Origin of the sequence: Sphingopyxis sp., assembly GCF_016463645.1 — a bacterium.
In the GTDB taxonomy this organism is placed as follows: domain Bacteria; phylum Pseudomonadota; class Alphaproteobacteria; order Sphingomonadales; family Sphingomonadaceae; genus Sphingopyxis.
The window spans coordinates 1-16,455 of record NZ_JAEMQX010000082.1 but is presented as its reverse complement, the minus strand read 5'-3'; the positions used below and the strand labels follow the sequence as shown (position 1 = coordinate 16,455).

At 65.4% G+C, this 16,455-nt stretch carries 15 protein-coding genes and 1 pseudogene; 7 read left to right on the top strand and 9 right to left on the bottom strand.

Going from position 1 to position 16,455, the window contains the following annotated elements; translation table 11 throughout:
• Positions 1-181 precede the first annotated feature (181 nt).
• Positions 182-265: pseudogene (locus JHC57_RS15405) on the bottom strand (PhnA protein); the annotation flags it as partial.
• Positions 266-268: 3 nt separating this feature from the next.
• Entirely contained in the window at positions 269-1,015 is a 747-nt protein-coding gene (locus JHC57_RS15400) for a methyltransferase (protein WP_294031054.1), read from the bottom strand.
• Between the two features lie 125 nt (positions 1,016-1,140).
• Between JHC57_RS15400 and JHC57_RS15395 the strand changes: the two genes are divergently transcribed.
• The gene (locus tag JHC57_RS15395) at positions 1,141-2,880 is read left to right on the top strand and encodes an amidohydrolase family protein (RefSeq protein WP_294031052.1); all 1,740 of its coding nucleotides are present in this window, start codon (positions 1,141-1,143) and stop codon (positions 2,878-2,880) included.
• A 12-nt stretch (positions 2,881-2,892) separates the two neighbouring features.
• Here JHC57_RS15395 and JHC57_RS15390 read toward each other — a convergent pair whose 3' ends face one another.
• On the bottom strand, positions 2,893-4,245 hold the full coding sequence (locus tag JHC57_RS15390) for a hypothetical protein (RefSeq protein ID WP_294031051.1): 1,353 nt from the start codon (positions 4,243-4,245) through the stop codon (positions 2,893-2,895).
• A gap of 10 nt (positions 4,246-4,255) precedes the next feature.
• Entirely contained in the window at positions 4,256-5,530 is a 1,275-nt protein-coding gene (nhaA, locus tag JHC57_RS15385) for a Na+/H+ antiporter NhaA (RefSeq protein ID WP_294031050.1), read from the bottom strand.
• Between the two features lie 138 nt (positions 5,531-5,668).
• Between nhaA and JHC57_RS15380 the strand changes: the two genes are divergently transcribed.
• From JHC57_RS15380 to JHC57_RS15360, 5 genes are all read left to right on the top strand, one after another.
• On the top strand, positions 5,669-7,093 hold the full coding sequence (locus tag JHC57_RS15380; RefSeq protein WP_294031049.1) for a glycosyl transferase family protein: 1,425 nt from the start codon (positions 5,669-5,671) through the stop codon (positions 7,091-7,093).
• The gene (locus tag JHC57_RS15375; protein WP_294031048.1) at positions 7,090-8,232 is read left to right on the top strand and encodes a hypothetical protein; all 1,143 of its coding nucleotides are present in this window, start codon (positions 7,090-7,092) and stop codon (positions 8,230-8,232) included. Before JHC57_RS15380 ends, JHC57_RS15375 begins: the two co-directional genes overlap by 4 nt.
• A gap of 106 nt (positions 8,233-8,338) precedes the next feature.
• A complete protein-coding gene (locus JHC57_RS15370; protein ID WP_294031047.1) occupies positions 8,339-9,247 on the top strand; it encodes a sulfite exporter TauE/SafE family protein in 909 nt (302 codons plus the stop codon).
• Between the two features lie 14 nt (positions 9,248-9,261).
• Positions 9,262-10,014, top strand: coding sequence for a TIGR02186 family protein (locus tag JHC57_RS15365; RefSeq protein WP_294031046.1), 753 nt, complete (start codon positions 9,262-9,264; stop codon positions 10,012-10,014).
• A gap of 86 nt (positions 10,015-10,100) precedes the next feature.
• Positions 10,101-11,813: a DUF87 domain-containing protein gene (locus tag JHC57_RS15360; protein WP_294031045.1), complete on the top strand. Its 1,713-nt coding sequence runs from the start codon at positions 10,101-10,103 to the stop codon at positions 11,811-11,813.
• 29 nt (positions 11,814-11,842) lie between these two features.
• Here the strand turns inward: JHC57_RS15360 and JHC57_RS15355 are convergent, their stop codons facing one another.
• From JHC57_RS15355 to JHC57_RS15335, 5 genes are all read right to left on the bottom strand, one after another.
• Positions 11,843-12,229, bottom strand: a complete 387-nt coding sequence (locus tag JHC57_RS15355) for a VOC family protein (RefSeq protein ID WP_294031044.1) — start codon at positions 12,227-12,229, stop codon at positions 11,843-11,845.
• 42 nt (positions 12,230-12,271) lie between these two features.
• Entirely contained in the window at positions 12,272-13,396 is a 1,125-nt protein-coding gene (locus JHC57_RS15350) for a cell wall hydrolase (protein WP_294031043.1), read from the bottom strand.
• Between the two features lie 96 nt (positions 13,397-13,492).
• A complete protein-coding gene (locus JHC57_RS15345; RefSeq protein ID WP_294031041.1) occupies positions 13,493-13,981 on the bottom strand; it encodes an anthrone oxygenase family protein in 489 nt (162 codons plus the stop codon).
• Between the two features lie 101 nt (positions 13,982-14,082).
• Positions 14,083-14,271, bottom strand: coding sequence for a hypothetical protein (locus JHC57_RS15340; protein WP_294031040.1), 189 nt, complete (start codon positions 14,269-14,271; stop codon positions 14,083-14,085).
• Between the two features lie 11 nt (positions 14,272-14,282).
• Positions 14,283-15,647 (bottom strand): hypothetical protein, encoded by a 1,365-nt coding sequence (locus JHC57_RS15335; protein ID WP_294031039.1) that lies wholly within the window; start codon positions 15,645-15,647, stop codon positions 14,283-14,285.
• A 312-nt stretch (positions 15,648-15,959) separates the two neighbouring features.
• Here JHC57_RS15335 and rimP point away from each other — a divergent pair.
• Positions 15,960-16,455, top strand: a 496-nt coding sequence (gene rimP, locus JHC57_RS15330) for a ribosome maturation protein RimP (RefSeq protein WP_294031038.1), incomplete at its 3' end; no start/stop codon positions are given.

Below are 16,455 nucleotides of genomic sequence, written 5' to 3'. Positions count from 1 at the left end.
CGCCGAGGAAATACAAATCCGTAAAGTCGCCGCATTCCTCTTCGGCTATATGGGACCGGGAAAGGGAACGTCATGATAACGAAACCCGTCATTCCGGCGAAGGCCGGTATCGTGGCCTATCGGTTTTGATGCATCGTCGAGACCCCGGCCCTTTGCCGGGTTGACGGCCGGATACTCGTTGTCGCTTGCGCACAAATTTCGCGCGCAGCACCGGTCCCTTGATCCCCTCGTGCCGGCAGTCGATTTCCCGATCGCCGCCGGTCATTCCTTACCCCGGTTTGCGAAAGCGCAGCGTGAACTGGTCGGTCTTGCCGCGGATTTCCTTGTCGAAGACATTGGCGCTGCGCGGATCGGCGGGGCGGCGATAGAGGTCGCTTTCCGCCTCCAGCCTGAAACCGGCCTTGGTCAGCGCGGCGACCACCGCATCCTTGTCGATCCGGTGCAGGCTGTCGGACAGCGTCGTGCCGCTGCCCTTCGCCGCGCTGTGGTCGACAACGACCAATGCGCCGCCGGGCTTCAGCGCCGCGAACAGCGCCGCGCTCGCCTTGTCGCCCGTGCCTTCGGGAAAGGGCTTCAGATAAAGATCGTGGAAATTCTGGACGGTGATGATCGTGTCGAGCGGTTCGGGAAAGGCGGGGGCGGCGAAGGAACCGGCGACCGCGTCGACATTCCCGTAAGCCGCGTCGACCGCGGCCTGATCGTCGCCATATTGTTTCTTGAACGCGATGAACTCGGCGGGCTGGAAGCCATAGACCTTGCCCGTCGGGCCGACCGCGGCGGCGAGCAGGCGGGTGACATAGCCGCCGCCCATGACGAAATCGCCGACCTTCTGCCCGAGCTTGATCCCGGCGAAGGCGAGCAGGCCGGCAGGCTTGCGTGCCGCGTCGCGTTCGCGGTCGGCGGCCGGGCGTGCGGGATCGGCGAGCGCGGCCTTGTAATCTGGTGCAGCCTCATGTCCGGCGAGCGGCGTGGCTGAAACGGCGAGCAGGATGGCGAGGGTAAGCGGGCGGATCATGGCATCGACTCCCATTGCTTTGATCGGATCATCATAGCGCGTTCCCGCGCGCGCGGCGCGCTGATTTGCATCGGGCGATTTTGATGATAGGTTTTCCCCTGAAACTAAAAATCGGGAGAGTCGGGATGCATGATCTGGTGATTCGCGGCGGCACCGTCGTCGATGGTTCGGGCGGAGCGCCCTTTGTCGCGGATGTCGCGATCGACGGCGACCGGATTGTCGCTGTCGGCGAAAAGCTCGGCGCGGCGCGCGAGGAAATCGACGCCAGCGGCAAGATCGTCACCCCCGGTTTCGTCGACGTCCACACCCATTATGACGGGCAGGCGACGTGGGACGCCGAAATGGCGCCGTCGAGCTGGCATGGCGTCACCACCGTCGTGATGGGCAATTGCGGTGTCGGCTTCGCGCCCGCCAAGCCCGACCGCCACGAATGGCTGATTTCGCTGATGGAAGGCGTCGAGGATATTCCCGGCACCGCGCTCGCCGAGGGCATGTCGTGGGACTGGGAGACCTTTCCCGAATATATGGACGCGCTCGAAAGGCTGCCGCGCACCGTCGACGTCGCGTGCCACGTCCCGCACGGCGCCGTCCGCGCCTATGTGCTCGGCGACCGTGAGAAACCCGGCGCGATTCCGACCGATGAGGACATTGCGGAAATGTCGCGCATCGTCGAGGAAGGCGTGCGCGCGGGCGCGCTCGGTTTCTCGACGAGTCGCACTGTCCTTCACAAGTCGATCGACGGCGAGCTTGTCCCCGGCACCACCGCCACCGCCGAGGAATTGATCGCGATCGGCCGCGCGATGGGCCGTGTCGGTTATGGCGTGTTCGAAATGGCGAGCGATTTGAAGCGCGAGTGGAACGAGTTTCAATGGATGGGCGATCTCAGCCGCGAAACGGGGCTGCCGGTGACCTTCGCCGCGCTCCAGTCGATCGCCAAGGAACTGCCGCTCGAGGAGCAGATCGACGAAATGCGCCGCCAGAACGCGACCGGTGCGAACATCGTCGCACAGATTGCGCTGCGCGGTAACGGCATCATCATGGCGTGGCAGGGAACGGTGCACCCGTTCCGTTTCAAGCCCGCGTGGAACGAAATCATCGACCTGCCGTGGGATCAGCAGCTCGCGAAGCTGAAGGACCCGGCGTTCAGGGCACGGATGATTTCGGAGGACAATGTCTGGCCCGAAAGCGACATCATCGACTTCCTCAAGATCGTTGCCGAGGGCTGGCCGGTCCACTTCGAAATGGACCCCGATTTCAATTACGAGCCGAAGATGGACGAGAGCATCGCGGGCCGTGCCGCCGCGGCGGGCGTTTCGCCGGCCGAATATGCCTATGACCTGCTGATGAAGGACGACGGCAAGGGCTTCATCTATTTCCCGATTTTGAACTACCGCGACGGCAACCTCAATTTCCTCGAGGACCTGCAGGCGGCCGACGATACGGTGAACAGCCTGTCGGACGGCGGCGCGCATTGCGGGACGATCTGCGACGCGGCCTCGCCGACCTTCATGCTCCAGCACTGGGTCCGCGACCGCGCGGGCAAGCGCATCGCGCTCGAACATGCTGTGAAGCGCCAGTGCCGCGACACCGCGCTGCTCTATGGTCTGGAAGACCGCGGCGTCCTCGCGCCGGGCTATCTCGCCGATCTCAACGTGATCGACATGGATGCGATCAAGCTCGGCAAACCCTGGCTCGCTTTCGACCTGCCCGCGGGCGGCAAGCGGTTGCTGCAAAAGGCCGACGGCTATGTCGCGACGATCAAGTCGGGCGTGGTGACGTTCAAGGATGGCGAAATGCAGGGGCCGACCCCCGGCGGTGTGATCCGCGGTCCGCAGCGCGTCGAAATGGCGATGGCGGCGGAATGATCCGCCGCCGCGTCAGCGCGCGAGCAGGTCCGAAGGCAATGTGGGTTCGCTGACGATCCTTGCCATGCGCCGCCACATCTCGTCGCGGCTCGGCTTGCCGCGTTCGACCCAGGCGCGCACCATCGCCTCGCCGAGGCCGTAGTTGATCACATAGCTGCGATACTGGTCGGTGAAGCTCACCGATTGTTCGGCGCGCTGCGGCGAGACGAGCAGATATTTCTGCGTCAATGCGACCGCGGTCGGCCGGTCGATTTCGCCGTCGAGATATTTCTGCGCGATCGTCAGTCGCGCGCCCGACGCGCGCTTGATCGCCGCCAAGAGCTGCCAGTAGCGATCGTCGGACGGCACCGCGATCTCGGCAATCGGCATCAGCACGTCGCGTTCGGTATCGGCCTTGCTGCTTTCGGGAAAGGCGAGGTCGATGCCGTAATTGGCGCTGCCTTCGGCGATCAGGCTCTGCGGACTGTAGAGCGGATAGACGCTGAATTCGGCCCAGCCGCGCTCCTTCACGAGCTTTTCCTCGAGCTTCATGTTGAGCAGATGGTGCCCCGGATAGCCTTCGTGACAGCCGAGATCCAGCGCGCGCGACAGGCGGATCGGCAGGTCGGTGTTGACCTGGATCAGGCTGTGATATCCGCCCTGATAATAATTATAGCCGCTCCAGCTCTTGCCCGTGACGAATTCGAGCCGGAAGCTCTCATCCGCCGGCATCGGGATATGTGCGGCGCTCCGCCCGCGGCAGCGCGCGATCGCGGCGTCGAAGGTCTTCTGCAGCCGGTCCTTCGGAATGGTGAAGGCGTCGAGCCAGGACTCGACGCGGTCGGCGAGCGCGCCGTCGCCGGGAACGAGCGTCTCGATTTTCGCGAGTTCGCCGTCGTAACTCGCGAGCGGCTGCAGCCGCGGGCGCACGCCGAACAGCCGTTCGGCCTCGTCGGCGAAAGCGAAGCGCGTGCCCTGCATCATCAGCAGCCGCGTCTCGGCGGCGCGGAGCTGGGCGCGGAGGAAGGCTGCGCGGCGCTTCGCCGGCGGATCGGAAATACGCCGTGCGGCGAGATCGACTTCGGTCATCAGCGCGCGCGTCGCCGCGAGCAGCGCGGGTTTGTCGCGCGGCGCGGCTTCGGCCGCCTTTTGGAGCTCGGGCGGGCCGTAATAGGCATCGATATAGCCCGGCTCGTGCGTCCCGATCTCGAGGCTGAGGCGAAGATAGGCGGCAGCGATTTCATCGAGCGCCTTCGTCGAGGCGGCGGTGCGGCGCACGTCAAGCGTCGCGACGCCGGGGTTGGCGGCGGGATCCTCGGAGTCGGTCGTGGCGCAGCCGGCGAGGGCTGCGGCGGCGATCAGCGACAGCGAAATCAGTCTGTTCATGGCCGGCTGCTTAGACCGGGGCTTCGGACGTGTCACGCACATCGCCGTCGGCGGCGATTTCGGCGTCGGAGTCATTTTCGATCGTGTCGTGTTCGGGGTGCAGCGGTGCAAGGCGCAGCACCGCAAAGCCGATGAGCGCTGCCGCGAGCGAGCCCATCAATATGCCGATCTTCGCTTCCTCGACCAGCAGCGCATCGCCCGGAAAGGCGAGGCCGCCAATGAACAGGCTCATCGTGAAGCCGATGCCGCAGAGCATCGCGACGCCGTAGATTTGCAGCCAGGTCGCACCGCGCAACTTGCCCGCAATGCCGAGTTTGACCGAGAGCCACACGCTGCCGAAAATACCGACCTGCTTGCCGAGAAACAGCCCCGCCGCGATGCCGAGCGGCAGCGGCGCGAAGAGCTGGTCGATGCCGAGGCCGCGGATATCGACGCCGGCATTGGCAAAGCCGAAGAGCGGTACGATCGCAAAGGCGACCCACGGATGGAGACCATGTTCGAGCCGGTGCAGCGGCGATGTCTGGCTGTCGGGCGCGCCGGGGGTGCTTTCAAAGGGGATCGCCATCGCCGCGAGCACGCCGGCGATCGTGGCATGCACGCCCGAGAGCAGCATCGCGAACCAGAGCGCAAGGAAAGCGAGCAGATAGAGCGCAAGGCTTCTCGCACCCATACGGTTCATGACGAACATTGCGCCCAGGATCGCCGCCGCCGCGCCGAGCGCGACGAGATTGATCTTCGCGGTGTAGAAAAGCGCGATAATCGCGACCGCGCCCATGTCGTCGACGATCGCGACGGTGACGAGGAACAGCTTGAGCGAGGTCGGCGCGCGCTTGCCGAGCAGCGCGAGAACCCCCATGGCAAAGGCGATGTCGGTCGCCGCCGGGATCGCCCAGCCTTGCGCGAGGCCGGGCTCGCTTCCGGCAAAAGCGATATAGAGTGCAGCGGGCACCGCCATGCCGGCCGCGGCGGCAATGAATGGCAATCGCCGCCGGTCCCAGCTCGCGAGCCTCCCGTCGACGAACTCGCGCTTGATCTCGAGCCCGACGAGCAGGAAGAATATCGCCATCAGCCCGTCGTTGATCCAGAGGTGAACGGTCATCGGGCCCAGCTTGTCGGTCAGTACCGGGCCGGTCACCGCGTGAATCGCGTCATGATAAAGCGTCGCCAGCGGCGTATTGGCGACAATCATCGCCAAAATGGCTGCGAAAATGAGCAGCATTCCGCCCGCGCTTTCGCTTTCGAGAAAATCGCGCAAGGCCGAACGAGGCGGAAAACTGCGGGTCATGGGTAAGCTATTTCCTTATTTTGTCAGCGAATTTGACGGTTATTCGACGGAGGGGGCGCGTCTTTACAAATTCCTCCTGTTCACTAGCACTATCGATATTGATGACATTAGGTGATCGGTGGGGGCGGGGCTAGCACATTGGAGCTGTCGACCGCATGGCTGGAATGGCTGGTGCTCGGAACCGGCCACGAACTGATGCTCTTCGCGTCGGTCGGAATATTGCTGATGGGGCTCGACGACCTGCTGTTCGACGCCTTGTGGCTGACGACGCGTCGCCGCCGGTCGGCGCTTTTCCCGAACACCGCGCCGATCGACGGCCGCTTTGCGATTTTCGTGCCCGCCTGGGATGAGGCCGCGGAACTTCCCGCGATGCTGCGCCGGACGATCGCCGCATGGCAGGGCGAGGATTTTCGGCTCTATGTCGGCTGTTATCCCAACGATGCGGCGACACTCTTCGCGGTATCGCCGCTCGTCGCGCGCGATAGCCGGCTGCGGCTGGTGATTGGCAGCCGCGAAGGGCCGACGACGAAGGGCGACAATCTCAACCGGCTCTGGGCGGCGTTGGGCGAGGACGAGCGCGCCGAGCGCATGCGCTTTGCGGCGGTTGTCCTCCACGATGCCGAAGATCATGTCCATGCCGACGAGCTTCGGCTCTATCGCCGCCACCTTGGCGCGGACGCGATGGTGCAGATCCCCGTCGTGCCCTTGATCAGGCGCACGGAGCGCTGGATCGGCGGTCATTATGCCGACGAATTCGCCGAGGCGCATGGCAAGGAACTGGCGGTCCGCTCGGCGCTGGGCCTGCCGTTGCCGTCGGCGGGCGTGGGTTGCGCGCTGACACGCAGCGCGCTGGCGCTGCTGGCGATCGAACGCGGCGGCGAGCCCTTTCGCTGCGACAGCCTGACCGAGGACTATGAGGTCGGGATGCTGATCGGCGCCTATGGTCTCGGGACGCGCTTCGTCGATACGGTCGGGCCGGCGGGCGAACGGATCGTGTCGCGGGGCGCATTTCCCGGCAAGATCGAAAAGGCGGTGGTTCAAAAGTCGCGCTGGATCGCGGGGATCGCGCTCGCCGGATGGGATCATCTCGGTTGGCCGGGTTCGCGGCGGGATGAGGCGGGCCTGTCGGCGAGCCGCGCGTGGTGCGCGCGCTGGATGCTGTGGCGCGATCGCCGCGCGCCGCTTGCCGCGCTCATCCTCCTTGCCGCCTATGCCGGGGTGATCGTCATGGCGCTGGGCTTCGCGGGGCAGGCGTTTCTGGGCTGGGAAGAGATCGTCATCAGCGATGGCATGCGGCTGCTCCTGAGTTTCAACCTGTTGCTGCTCTGCTGGCGACTCGGAATGCGCGGACACTTCACCGCGCGCTGGTACGGCCTTGGCGAGGCGATAGTTGCTCTGCCGCGCGCCTTTTTCGCGAACCTGATCGCGATACTCGCCGCACGCCGCGCGGTGGTCCTCTATTGGCGGATGCTGCGATCGGGCGAGGTGGTGTGGGACAAGACCGATCACCCCCGAAGCGAGGCGATCCATGAGGACGCGTTCGTGCGGAGAACGGCGCGATGATGGCGCCGGATGCCGATGCGCGCCGCGATGCGCCGGCGCTGCGCTTCCTGTTGCTGTGCGTTGGCGGCTGGGCCGCGCTCAGGGTCATGATGGTGTGGAATCCCGCGATGTCGGTGTCGCCCGACGCCATGCCGGAACGCTGGATGCCGCCGTCGTCCTTCGCGACCGGCGGCAGCTTTCGCGCAAGTCCGACGCTTGCCGCCGGCGCGCCTGCCCCGGATGTGACGCCGGAGGATATGCGCCTTGACGCAGGTCCGGCGGCGCTGCCTTCACCGGCCACGATACAGCCGGCAGCGGCAGACGGGCCCGCCGCTGCCGGTCTGGCGGCCGATCGCCACAGCCTGCGGCTTGCGCTGATGGCGCGATTGCTGCCGCCGCGCCCGGGTGCCGCCGTCCACGCGGCGATCGGCTCGCGAGGGACGCAATGGTTTCCCTTCTCGCCCGCCACGCGCGCCGATCCCGGGCAGGGCGAGCCTTTCTGGATCCGGCGACAGCTTTCGGGCTGGTCGCTCGGTGGCTGGCTTTATCTGCGCGACGGGGCCGGCGCTGCTCCCGATGCGATCGGTGCGGCGGGCCAACTCGGCGGCAGCCAGGCGGGACTTCGTCTGGCCTATGGCTTCGGCGATGCTGGCCGGGTGCGCGCCTATGGCCGTGCGACGATCGCGGTGCAGCGCCCGGCGCAGCGCGAGGTCGCCTTTGGCCTCGCGTTCGCGCCGCTCGCGGATCTGCCGGTCGATGTCGCGATCGAGCAGCGCGTCGCCGCGGGCCGCGAAGGACGCAGCGCGCTCGCCGTGATGGCCAGCGGCGGGGTGTCCGATATTGCCCTGCCGGCGGGATTCCGGCTTGACGCCTATGCGCAGGCGGGCGTCGTCGGCGCGCATCGGCGCGATGGCTTTGCCGACGCCGCGGTCGTCGTCGACCGCCCGCTGGGTCCCGACGCGGCATCGCTGCGCGTCGGCGCCCTTGCCGCCGGGGCGATACAGCCCGGGGCGGCGCGCGTCGACGTCGGCCCGCGGTTGACCCTGCGCCTGCCCGAGGTCGGCGAGGGCAGCCGGATCGCGCTCGACTGGCGTCAGCGCGTAGCGGGCGATACGCGCCCCGAAAGCGGCCTTGCGCTGACTCTCGCGAGCGACTTCTAGAGAGCGGTAAAATTTAGCCGCCGCCGCCGATTCCCCGCGCCGGAAAAATGGTCTAGGGTCCTTGGAATCGGCGCGATTCCAGCGCCACTGAGCGCAATCGGGGCCCATGGACCTTTACCTTCCTGTCGCCAATCTGTCGGTCAACGCGCTGGTCATCATCCTTCTTGGTGGCGGGGTCGGCTTTTTGTCGGGCATGTTCGGTGTCGGCGGCGGTTTCCTCACGACGCCGCTGCTGATCTTTTACGGCATCCCGCCGACCGTCGCCGCGGCATCGGCCGCGACGCAGGTGACGGGAGCGAGCGTGTCGGGGGTGATGGCGCATCTCGAACGCGACGGGGTCGATCTGCGCATGGGCTGGGTGCTCGTCGCGGGCGGCCTGCTAGGCTCGCTGATCGGCGCCGGCCTGTTCGAACTGCTCACCGCCTGGGGCCAGATCGATACGGCGATCAACATCCTTTATGTCGCACTGCTGGGTATCGTCGGCAGCTTCATGGGGCGCGAGGCGTGGGGAAGCTTTCGAGCCGCGCAAGCGGGGCTGCCCGCACCCGCGCGCAAGCGGCGTCACCATCCGATGGTCGCGAACCTGCCAATGCGCTGGCGTTTCTATCGCTCCGGCCTCTATATCTCGCCGCTTGCGCCGCTGCTGCTGGGGCTGGTCGGAGGCGTCTTGACGATGCTGCTCGGCGTCGGCGGCGGCTTCATCATGGTGCCCGCGATGCTCTACCTGCTCGGTATGGGGACGCAGGTCGTCGTCGGCACGTCGCTGTTCCAGATATTGTTCGTGACGATCGCGACGACGATGGTCCACGCGCTCACCACCGGCGCCGTCGACATCGTGCTCGCGGGACTGCTGCTGCTCGGCAGCGTGATCGGGGCCCAGGTCGGTGCGCGCTTCGCGCAAAAGGTGAAGCCCGAATATCTGCGCATGGCGCTCGCCGCGATCGTGCTGCTCGTCGCGCTGCGCATGGGGGTCGATCTCTTCATTCGCCCCGAAGAAATCTATACGGTGCAATGAGCGCGGCGCGCGCCATGCTTCTGTCGCTCGCGGCGCTGCTGTCGCCCGCGGTAGCTCACGCGGCCGATCCGCGGCTGGTGCCCGATGTGTCGAGCCGTGCGATCGACATCCAGTACAGTTTCACCGGCGAGGAATTGCTGCTCTTTGGCGCGATCCTCTATCCCGGCCAGCGGCTGCCCGACGATCGCGCCGACATCGTCGTCGTGCTCAAGGGGCCGGTGCGCCCGATCGTGCTGCGCGAAAAACGGCGTGTCGCGGGGATCTGGGTCAACGCCAGCAGCATCCGCCTGCGCACGTCGCCGGGTTTCTACGCGATCGGCTCGTCGCGCCCGGTCGACAAGCTGGTCGACGAACGCACCGCGGCGATCTTCGAACTCGGTCTCGCCAATCTGTCGATGTCGCCGTCGGGGTTTTCGGAGGCGAAAAAGCTCGAGCGGTTCGAGGCGGGGTTGACCGATCTTTATCGGCGTTCGGGACTTTTCGTCGAAAATCCGTCCGCGGTCGAGATCACCGAAGGCGTGCTCTACCGTGCCCGCATTCCCGTGCCCGCGCGCGTCCCGGTGGGCACCTACCGCGCCGAAACCTATCTGATCAGCCGCGGCCGCGTCCTTGCGGTGGCGTCGCGCGATGTCCAGATCCGCAAGGCCGGGTTCGAGCGCTTCGTGGCGCTCGCCGCGCAGCGTCACGGCTTTCTCTATGGACTCTCGGCGGTGCTTCTGTCGCTCGCGCTCGGCTATGGCGCTTCGGCCGTATTCCGCCGTCGCTAGCCGCAAGCTTTTTACCTGAGTTCACGCCCTATTTACCCTCCTCTGCGATAGATCGAACCGGGACCACAACAGGCGGGGCGGGATATATGGATATGCAGGGTGGCGGCTTCGGCGCCGGGGATTTGACGGCGGCGCAACACGTCCGGCTTGCCGGCGGCGGCGTCGCGGCACCGGTCGCGCCGGCGGCCAATCATCATCGCGACGAGCTGCTGATCGGCGAAGTCGTCGATATTTCGGGCTCCGCATCGCGCATCCTGCTCGATTCGGCGGCACTCGGAAATCTGGCGTCGTCGAGCGACGCCGCGGTGGCGATGGCGGGACAGGTCGGCGCGCAGGTGAAGATCCGCGTCGGCAACACCTGGCTGCTCGCCAGCATCCGCGACCAGCAACTGCACGAGCGCAGCGAAGGGCTGATCGTCGCGACGATCGACTTCCTCGGCGAAGGCGACGAGGAAAAGATTACCGGGCGCATCCACAATTTCCGGCGCGGCGTGACGCGCTACCCGATCCCGGGCAGCCAGTGTTTCGCCGCGACGAGCCACGACCTCAAACAGATCTACGCCGCCGACGAGCGCGCGCATGTCGAGATCGGCACCGTCTATCCGACCAAGGATATCCGCGGTTCGCTTTATGTCGACGCAATGCTCGGCAAGCATTTTGCGCTGCTCGGTTCGACGGGTACGGGCAAGTCGACCAGCGCCGCACTGATCCTCCACAAGATCTGCGAACTCGCGCCGCAGGGTCATATCGTGATGGTCGATCCGCATGGCGAATATTCGGCTGCCTTCAAGGGCACCGGCGCGCTGTTCGACGTCGACAATCTCGCCATGCCCTATTGGCTGATGAACTTCGAGGAACATTGCGAAGTCTTCGTCACCGCCGAGGGGCGCGACCGCCAGGCCGATTGCGACGTGCTCGCGCGCTGTCTGTTGCAGGCGCGCATGAAGAACCGGCTCGCCGAAGGCATGACCAAGATCACGGTCGATTCGCCGATCCCCTATCTGCTCTCCGATCTGCTCAACATCCTGCAGAACGAGATGGGCAAGCTCGACAAGGCGACCTCGTCGGCGCCCTTCATGCGCATCAAGGGCAAGATCGAGGAGATGCGCGCCGACCCGCGCTATAATTTCATGTTCTCCGGGATGCTCGTCGCCGACACGATGGCGGGCTTCCTCGGCAAGATCTTCCGCCTGCCGTCGGACGGCCGGCCGATCTCGATCATCGACGTATCGGGGGTGCCGTCGGACATTACCGGCGTCGTTGTCGCGGTGCTGTCGCGGCTGACCTTCGACTATGCGATCTGGTCGCGTGGCGAGCCGCAGCGTCCGATCCTGCTCGTCTGCGAGGAGGCGCATCGCTATATCCCGTCGAAGGACGTCGGAACGGGGCAGGCGGTGCGCAAGATTCTCGAGCGCATCGCGAAGGAAGGCCGCAAATACGGCGTATCGCTTGGCCTGATCACCCAGCGTCCGTCGGATCTGGCCGAAGGCGTGCTGTCGCAGTGCGGCACGATCATTTCGATGCGCCTCAACAACGAGCGCGATCAGCATTTCGTGAAGGCGGCGATGCCCGAAGGTGCGCGTGGTTTCATCGACTCGATCCCGGCCTTGCGCAATCGCGAATGCATCGTCTGCGGCGAAGGCGTGTCGATCCCGATCCGCGTCTATCTCGACACGCTCGAGGAGGAAAAGCGGCCGGCGTCGAGCGATCCGCTCTTCTCGAAACTGTGGCGCGAAACCGGCGGCGAGGCCGAAATCCTCGAACGCGTCGTCAAGCGCTGGCGCAGTCAGGGACGGTAGTCGCGTCGGGCGTTAGCCGGACAAGATTATCAACCCGCCGGTGGCTCCCAAAGCTCGATCGGATTGCCTTCCGGATCGTACACCCGGGCAAATCGCCCGACCGCCGGGTCGTCCCACTCGTCCTTGGTGATGATCTCGTCGCCCGCCGCGCGGAACGGCGTGAGCACCGCGTCGAGATCGTCTACGCGCAAGTTCAGCATGTGCTGCTTGTCGGCCGCGAAATAGTCGGTGTCGGCCTTGAAGGGCGAAAAGACCAGCGGGCCCGCGGTCACGTTCCACACCCACTGGTTCGGCGGTACACTGTCGTCCGCACTGCACCCGCCGCCTACGCCCAGCCGTTCGCGATACCAGGCGGACAGCGCCTCCGGGTCGCGCGCCCGGAAAAACAGTCCGCCGATGCCTTTGACATGTCCCATGAAGGCCTCCCGTGATGATGCGGGCAGCCTAGGCCGAAAATATCAGCCTTTCCACTCCCCGCTCTTGCTGAATTCCTCGCGGATCTGGCCCGACTGGTTGAGCCGCGGGTCGGTGTAGGTCGGCGCGACGACCGGCGGAGCCGTCGCGGGCGCTGCGGCCGGCGCTATCGTGCCGGGTAGCGGCGCCGGGGCGACATCGGGCAACGGTGCGGCGGGGCCGGCGAGCATCGGGGCGGGCCCCGCACCGGGCGCGACGCCCTGACCCTTCAGGATCGCGAGTTGCTGCGCGAGCGGCAGATAGGGGCCGGGCACCGGCTCGCGGCCGAGGTAGGGTGCGCGAAACGCGTCGGGCATGCCCCAGCGGCCCCGCCAGCGATGAAAGATATGCGCGCCGACGATATTCGTCATCACCAGGCTCTTGCCCCAGCGCGGCCAGATCGCCTGCGTATGGTAATGCGTCGCGAGCCCGACCTTGGGAAAGACAGTGCCGCCGAGCGCGGCCGAGGCGATGCGGCTCGCGCGGAGCCAGTTCCGCTTTTCGGGCGCGCGCGCCATTGCGCCGTCGCAGCTGAAGGTGAACTGGCAGACGCCCGCGCGCTGCGATCCCTGAAAGACGACGCCGCACACGGTATTGGGAAAGCTCGGGTGGCGGACGCGGTTGATCACCGTCTGCGCGACGCCGCGCATCCCGTCGTCGGTCTCCGACGCGGCTTCGTAATAGATGGCGGCGGTCAGGCAATAATGCGCGCGCTCGCGGTCGAGCGCGGTGACGCCGCGAAAGACATACGGTTTGGCGGGCGGGCCGACGAAAGCCTCTTCGCGGAGCAGCGCGGGGTCGGCCGGCGGCAGCGCCGCGGCATCGCCATAGCCGACGCTGTCGGGATCGGGCAGGGTCGGGTCGATCTTAAGCGCGTCCTCATAATCCCCGGCGTTCATGATCGCCCAGCGTTCGGGATCATAGGCCTTGAAGTCGAGCGGAACCGAGACGCTGTACGGGCCGAACACGGCGGGCGTGCGCAGCTGTCCGCTCGACAGGAGGAAGGCGAGGCAGGCGACGACCACCACCGCGACGATCGCCGCCCAGAAGGCGTGCCCGGGCCCCGCCGGCTTTTCCGGCACGGGATCGCGCCACGTCGAGCGGGCGGTCAGGGTCAGTTCGGGCTTCATGCGTGCATCGGGTTCCGTCGGCGCGTCGCGCGCGATTCGCGCAAAGCAGGCCAGTCCGCCTTATACGCGGAAACGCCAACAAAATGTTTCACCCTTCTAGGTGCGCGCCGTGAGTGCGATCACGAACAGGATCAGCGCCGCGGTGGACGCGAGCGTACGGATGTGGTTCCAGCCCGTCCATTCCTTCAGGTAGCGCGCCCAGAGCGCCTGCCCTTCGGCGCTGGCGGGGTCGCTCGCGTCGAGCGCATTGTTGCGCGGGACATTGAAGATCATCGTCACGACGAACATGCCGACGAAGTATATGACGCCCCCGGCCAAAGTCGCGCAGGCGCCCGGCTTGTTCCAGTTCAGCGCGCCGATGATGGCGAGCGCGAGGCTCGACAGGCTCGACCCGACAAACAGCGGCATGAACAGCGAACGCTGGATGACGCGGTTGATGCTGTTCATCGCCGCGACGCCCGCGGACACGCCGATGCGCGCGAAGGCGGTCATCGCAAAGGCCGAGAAGGTGAAATAAAGCCCCGCGAGCAGCCCGCACGCAACGATCGAGAACCAGAGCAGGGCGGTGATCAGCTGACCTTCCACCGACATATCTCCGTTGTTGCAACGCTACGATTAGGCAATGGCCTAGCAGCTCGGGCGGTCGACATCCACGGCGAACAGGCGCCACACTCGGTTCGGCAGGGCTACTCGGTTTCGGTCCAGTTTCCGGCCGTGCAGCGATAGGCTTTCCCCTCCCAGCGGATCTTCGAACCCTCGGGAAGATCGCGGCCAAGAAACCGGCAGCTGCCGGCTTCGGCCTGCAGCGCGGAAAACAACATGCTGTCGGAGGACGGCGTATCGCCGACCTTCGTCTTGCGAGGACCCTGGCTCATATCGCCTCTCCCTATTGAACGGCGCGGACTGGCAAGGTCAGCGGTCTATCTGCCGATTCCTTCTGCAAGTTCACGACCTGCTGCACGAGGTTGATCACGTCCATGTTGCGGACCGAACCGGATGCGTTGAGGACGCTGTAGCGCTTCCCGAGCAGTTCGGCGGAAACGAGGGCTCCGCGAACGCGTCCGTCGGTCAGTGCGAACAGGGGCGCGCCGTCCGACAGTTTCAGCGAAGGCCGGTCCTCGATCTTGTCCCAAGCCCTGAGATATTCGCCCAGATAGCGTATCATTCCTTCGGGTGAACGAAACACGATCCTCGGCTGGACCTTTGCCGACACCCCCTCGTATTCGCCCGTCCCGGAATTCAGGAGCGCCACGGTTGCCGTGCCGGGCGCGGAAAACAGAAGATCGGCGGGAACCGCGCCGGCTTTGCTGTCGCACGTCACGCCCGGGCGGCGCGCCAAACCGGGTAGTCGCTGGGATTTTGCGAGGCGCTGAAGGTGGACGCTGGCGTCCTTGGCGGGATCCTTGTCCAGACCGGACGGATCGTCCGGATCGCCGGGCCGCGCCAGGCCGAACTTTTCACCGTCGATTTGCAGAACATGCTTGAGGTCGAGTGGCACGGGGCTTCCCAAGGCGTCGCGGGTAAAGCGGGACATCGGAGCGATCGACACTGGCGTGCCCGAAACATCGGCCGTCCGCAGCGAGTAGCAGCGGGAAAAGTCCCTGAAATAGCCGAACTTGTCGATATCGCGCGGCGTGTTCTCGAACGAGGAAATGACATCTCCGGCCTTTTCCGAATATCCGGGCGTCGCTTCTTTCAACGTATATTCGATCCGGCTGACCATCAGATAGAAGATCAGCTCGTCGTCGAAGCCCTGTTGCAGGAAATTGTCGACCGTCGAATAGGGGAGGGCGGCGGTATAGCCCTGGAAGAATTTCTGCCCGTCGAATACGGCGACGTCGAAGGTCGTGCCCGACGCAATCTCGCCGCTGATCTGCGGGGTGTAGACATCGACGCCCTCGGTAATGGCGAGCGTATCGGTCCGGCTGTCCGTCTCGACATCGGTATTGTTCGGCGGCGCGCCGGTCCGGACGAGCGAGGCGACCGTCTGGGCGGTATCGACGATGCCTTCGCCGCGTAGCGCGGCGTTCAGGCTGCCCGCCGCCTTCATGTTCATATTGCCGGTAAAGCGGTTCACCGAAGTGAAATGCGCCGGCATGCCGTTTTTGGCCCTGACGATGTTCAGAAGCGTCTGTTCGTTCGACATGGTTTCGAGCGCGCTGTTGTACTCGACGCCAAATCGCTGGACCTGCTGCGGAAACGCGCATCCTGCCAAAATAAAGGGCAGCGAAATACAGAATAGTCGAACCATGAACCCCTCCCCCGATTCGAAATCCGAACTTATGCAATACAGGGAAAGATCAAAAATGAATATGCAAACGATATTGGATATTATTGATGCCCAGTATGGCCGGAATGGCGGCGGATCGGTGAGGCCGCGGCGGTCCCGGCTCGTCCCGCGACCGTGACAGTCGAATTCCGCCCATTCTCCCCTTGCCGACTCATCCGCCAAAGCCTATATGCGCCCTACTTCTTGACATGGTCAGCCAGTTGGGACGTCGGGGCCGCGGGCCGCGGCGGCTATACCCACATGCTCTCCTGTCATCCGGATTGGAAACAGAATTTGGTCGATTTCGACACCCTCAATGCGATCATCGCGCCCGAAGCCGAGGCGATGGGTCTTGCGCTCGTGCGCGTCGCCTTCTTCGGCGGCGACAGCGATCCGACACTGCAGGTCATGGCCGAGCGGCCCGATACGCGCCAGCTGACGATCGACGATTGCGCCGATCTGTCGCGTCGCATCTCGGACCGGCTCGACGCGCTCGAGGAAGCGGGCAAGGATCCGATCGAGGTCGCCTACCGGCTCGAAGTCTCGTCGCCCGGTATCGACCGGCCGCTGACGCGCCGCGCCGACTTCGCCGACTGGGCGGGGCACGAGGTCAAGGTCGCGCTGAAGGAAAAGCGCGACGGGCGTCAGCGCTTCAACGGCGACCTCGTCGGCATCGACGGCGACCTCGTCACGATTTCGGATAAGGAAGGTGTGGAGTACAAGCTGCCGTTTGACGCGATCGACACGGCGAAGCTCGTTCTCACCGACAAATTGATTGCCGCAACCGTCC

Bases quoted from the DNA above. Each gene is read 5' to 3' on its own strand.
- JHC57_RS15400 (WP_294031054.1), bottom strand. From the start codon at position 1,015: ATGATCCGCCCGCTTACCCTCGCCATCCTGCTCGCCGTTTCAGCCACG.
- JHC57_RS15395 (WP_294031052.1), top strand. From the start codon at position 1,141: ATGCATGATCTGGTGATTCGCGGCGGCACCGTCGTCGATGGTTCGGGC.
- JHC57_RS15390 (WP_294031051.1), bottom strand. From the start codon at position 4,245: ATGAACAGACTGATTTCGCTGTCGCTGATCGCCGCCGCAGCCCTCGCC.
- nhaA (WP_294031050.1), bottom strand. From the start codon at position 5,530: ATGACCCGCAGTTTTCCGCCTCGTTCGGCCTTGCGCGATTTTCTCGAA.
- JHC57_RS15375 (WP_294031048.1), top strand. From the start codon at position 7,090: ATGATGGCGCCGGATGCCGATGCGCGCCGCGATGCGCCGGCGCTGCGC.
- JHC57_RS15370 (WP_294031047.1), top strand. From the start codon at position 8,339: ATGGACCTTTACCTTCCTGTCGCCAATCTGTCGGTCAACGCGCTGGTC.
- JHC57_RS15365 (WP_294031046.1), top strand. From the start codon at position 9,262: ATGCTTCTGTCGCTCGCGGCGCTGCTGTCGCCCGCGGTAGCTCACGCG.
- JHC57_RS15360 (WP_294031045.1), top strand. From the start codon at position 10,101: ATGGATATGCAGGGTGGCGGCTTCGGCGCCGGGGATTTGACGGCGGCG.
- JHC57_RS15355 (WP_294031044.1), bottom strand. From the start codon at position 12,229: ATGGGACATGTCAAAGGCATCGGCGGACTGTTTTTCCGGGCGCGCGAC.
- JHC57_RS15350 (WP_294031043.1), bottom strand. From the start codon at position 13,396: ATGAAGCCCGAACTGACCCTGACCGCCCGCTCGACGTGGCGCGATCCC.
- JHC57_RS15340 (WP_294031040.1), bottom strand. From the start codon at position 14,271: ATGAGCCAGGGTCCTCGCAAGACGAAGGTCGGCGATACGCCGTCCTCC.
- JHC57_RS15335 (WP_294031039.1), bottom strand. From the start codon at position 15,647: ATGGTTCGACTATTCTGTATTTCGCTGCCCTTTATTTTGGCAGGATGC.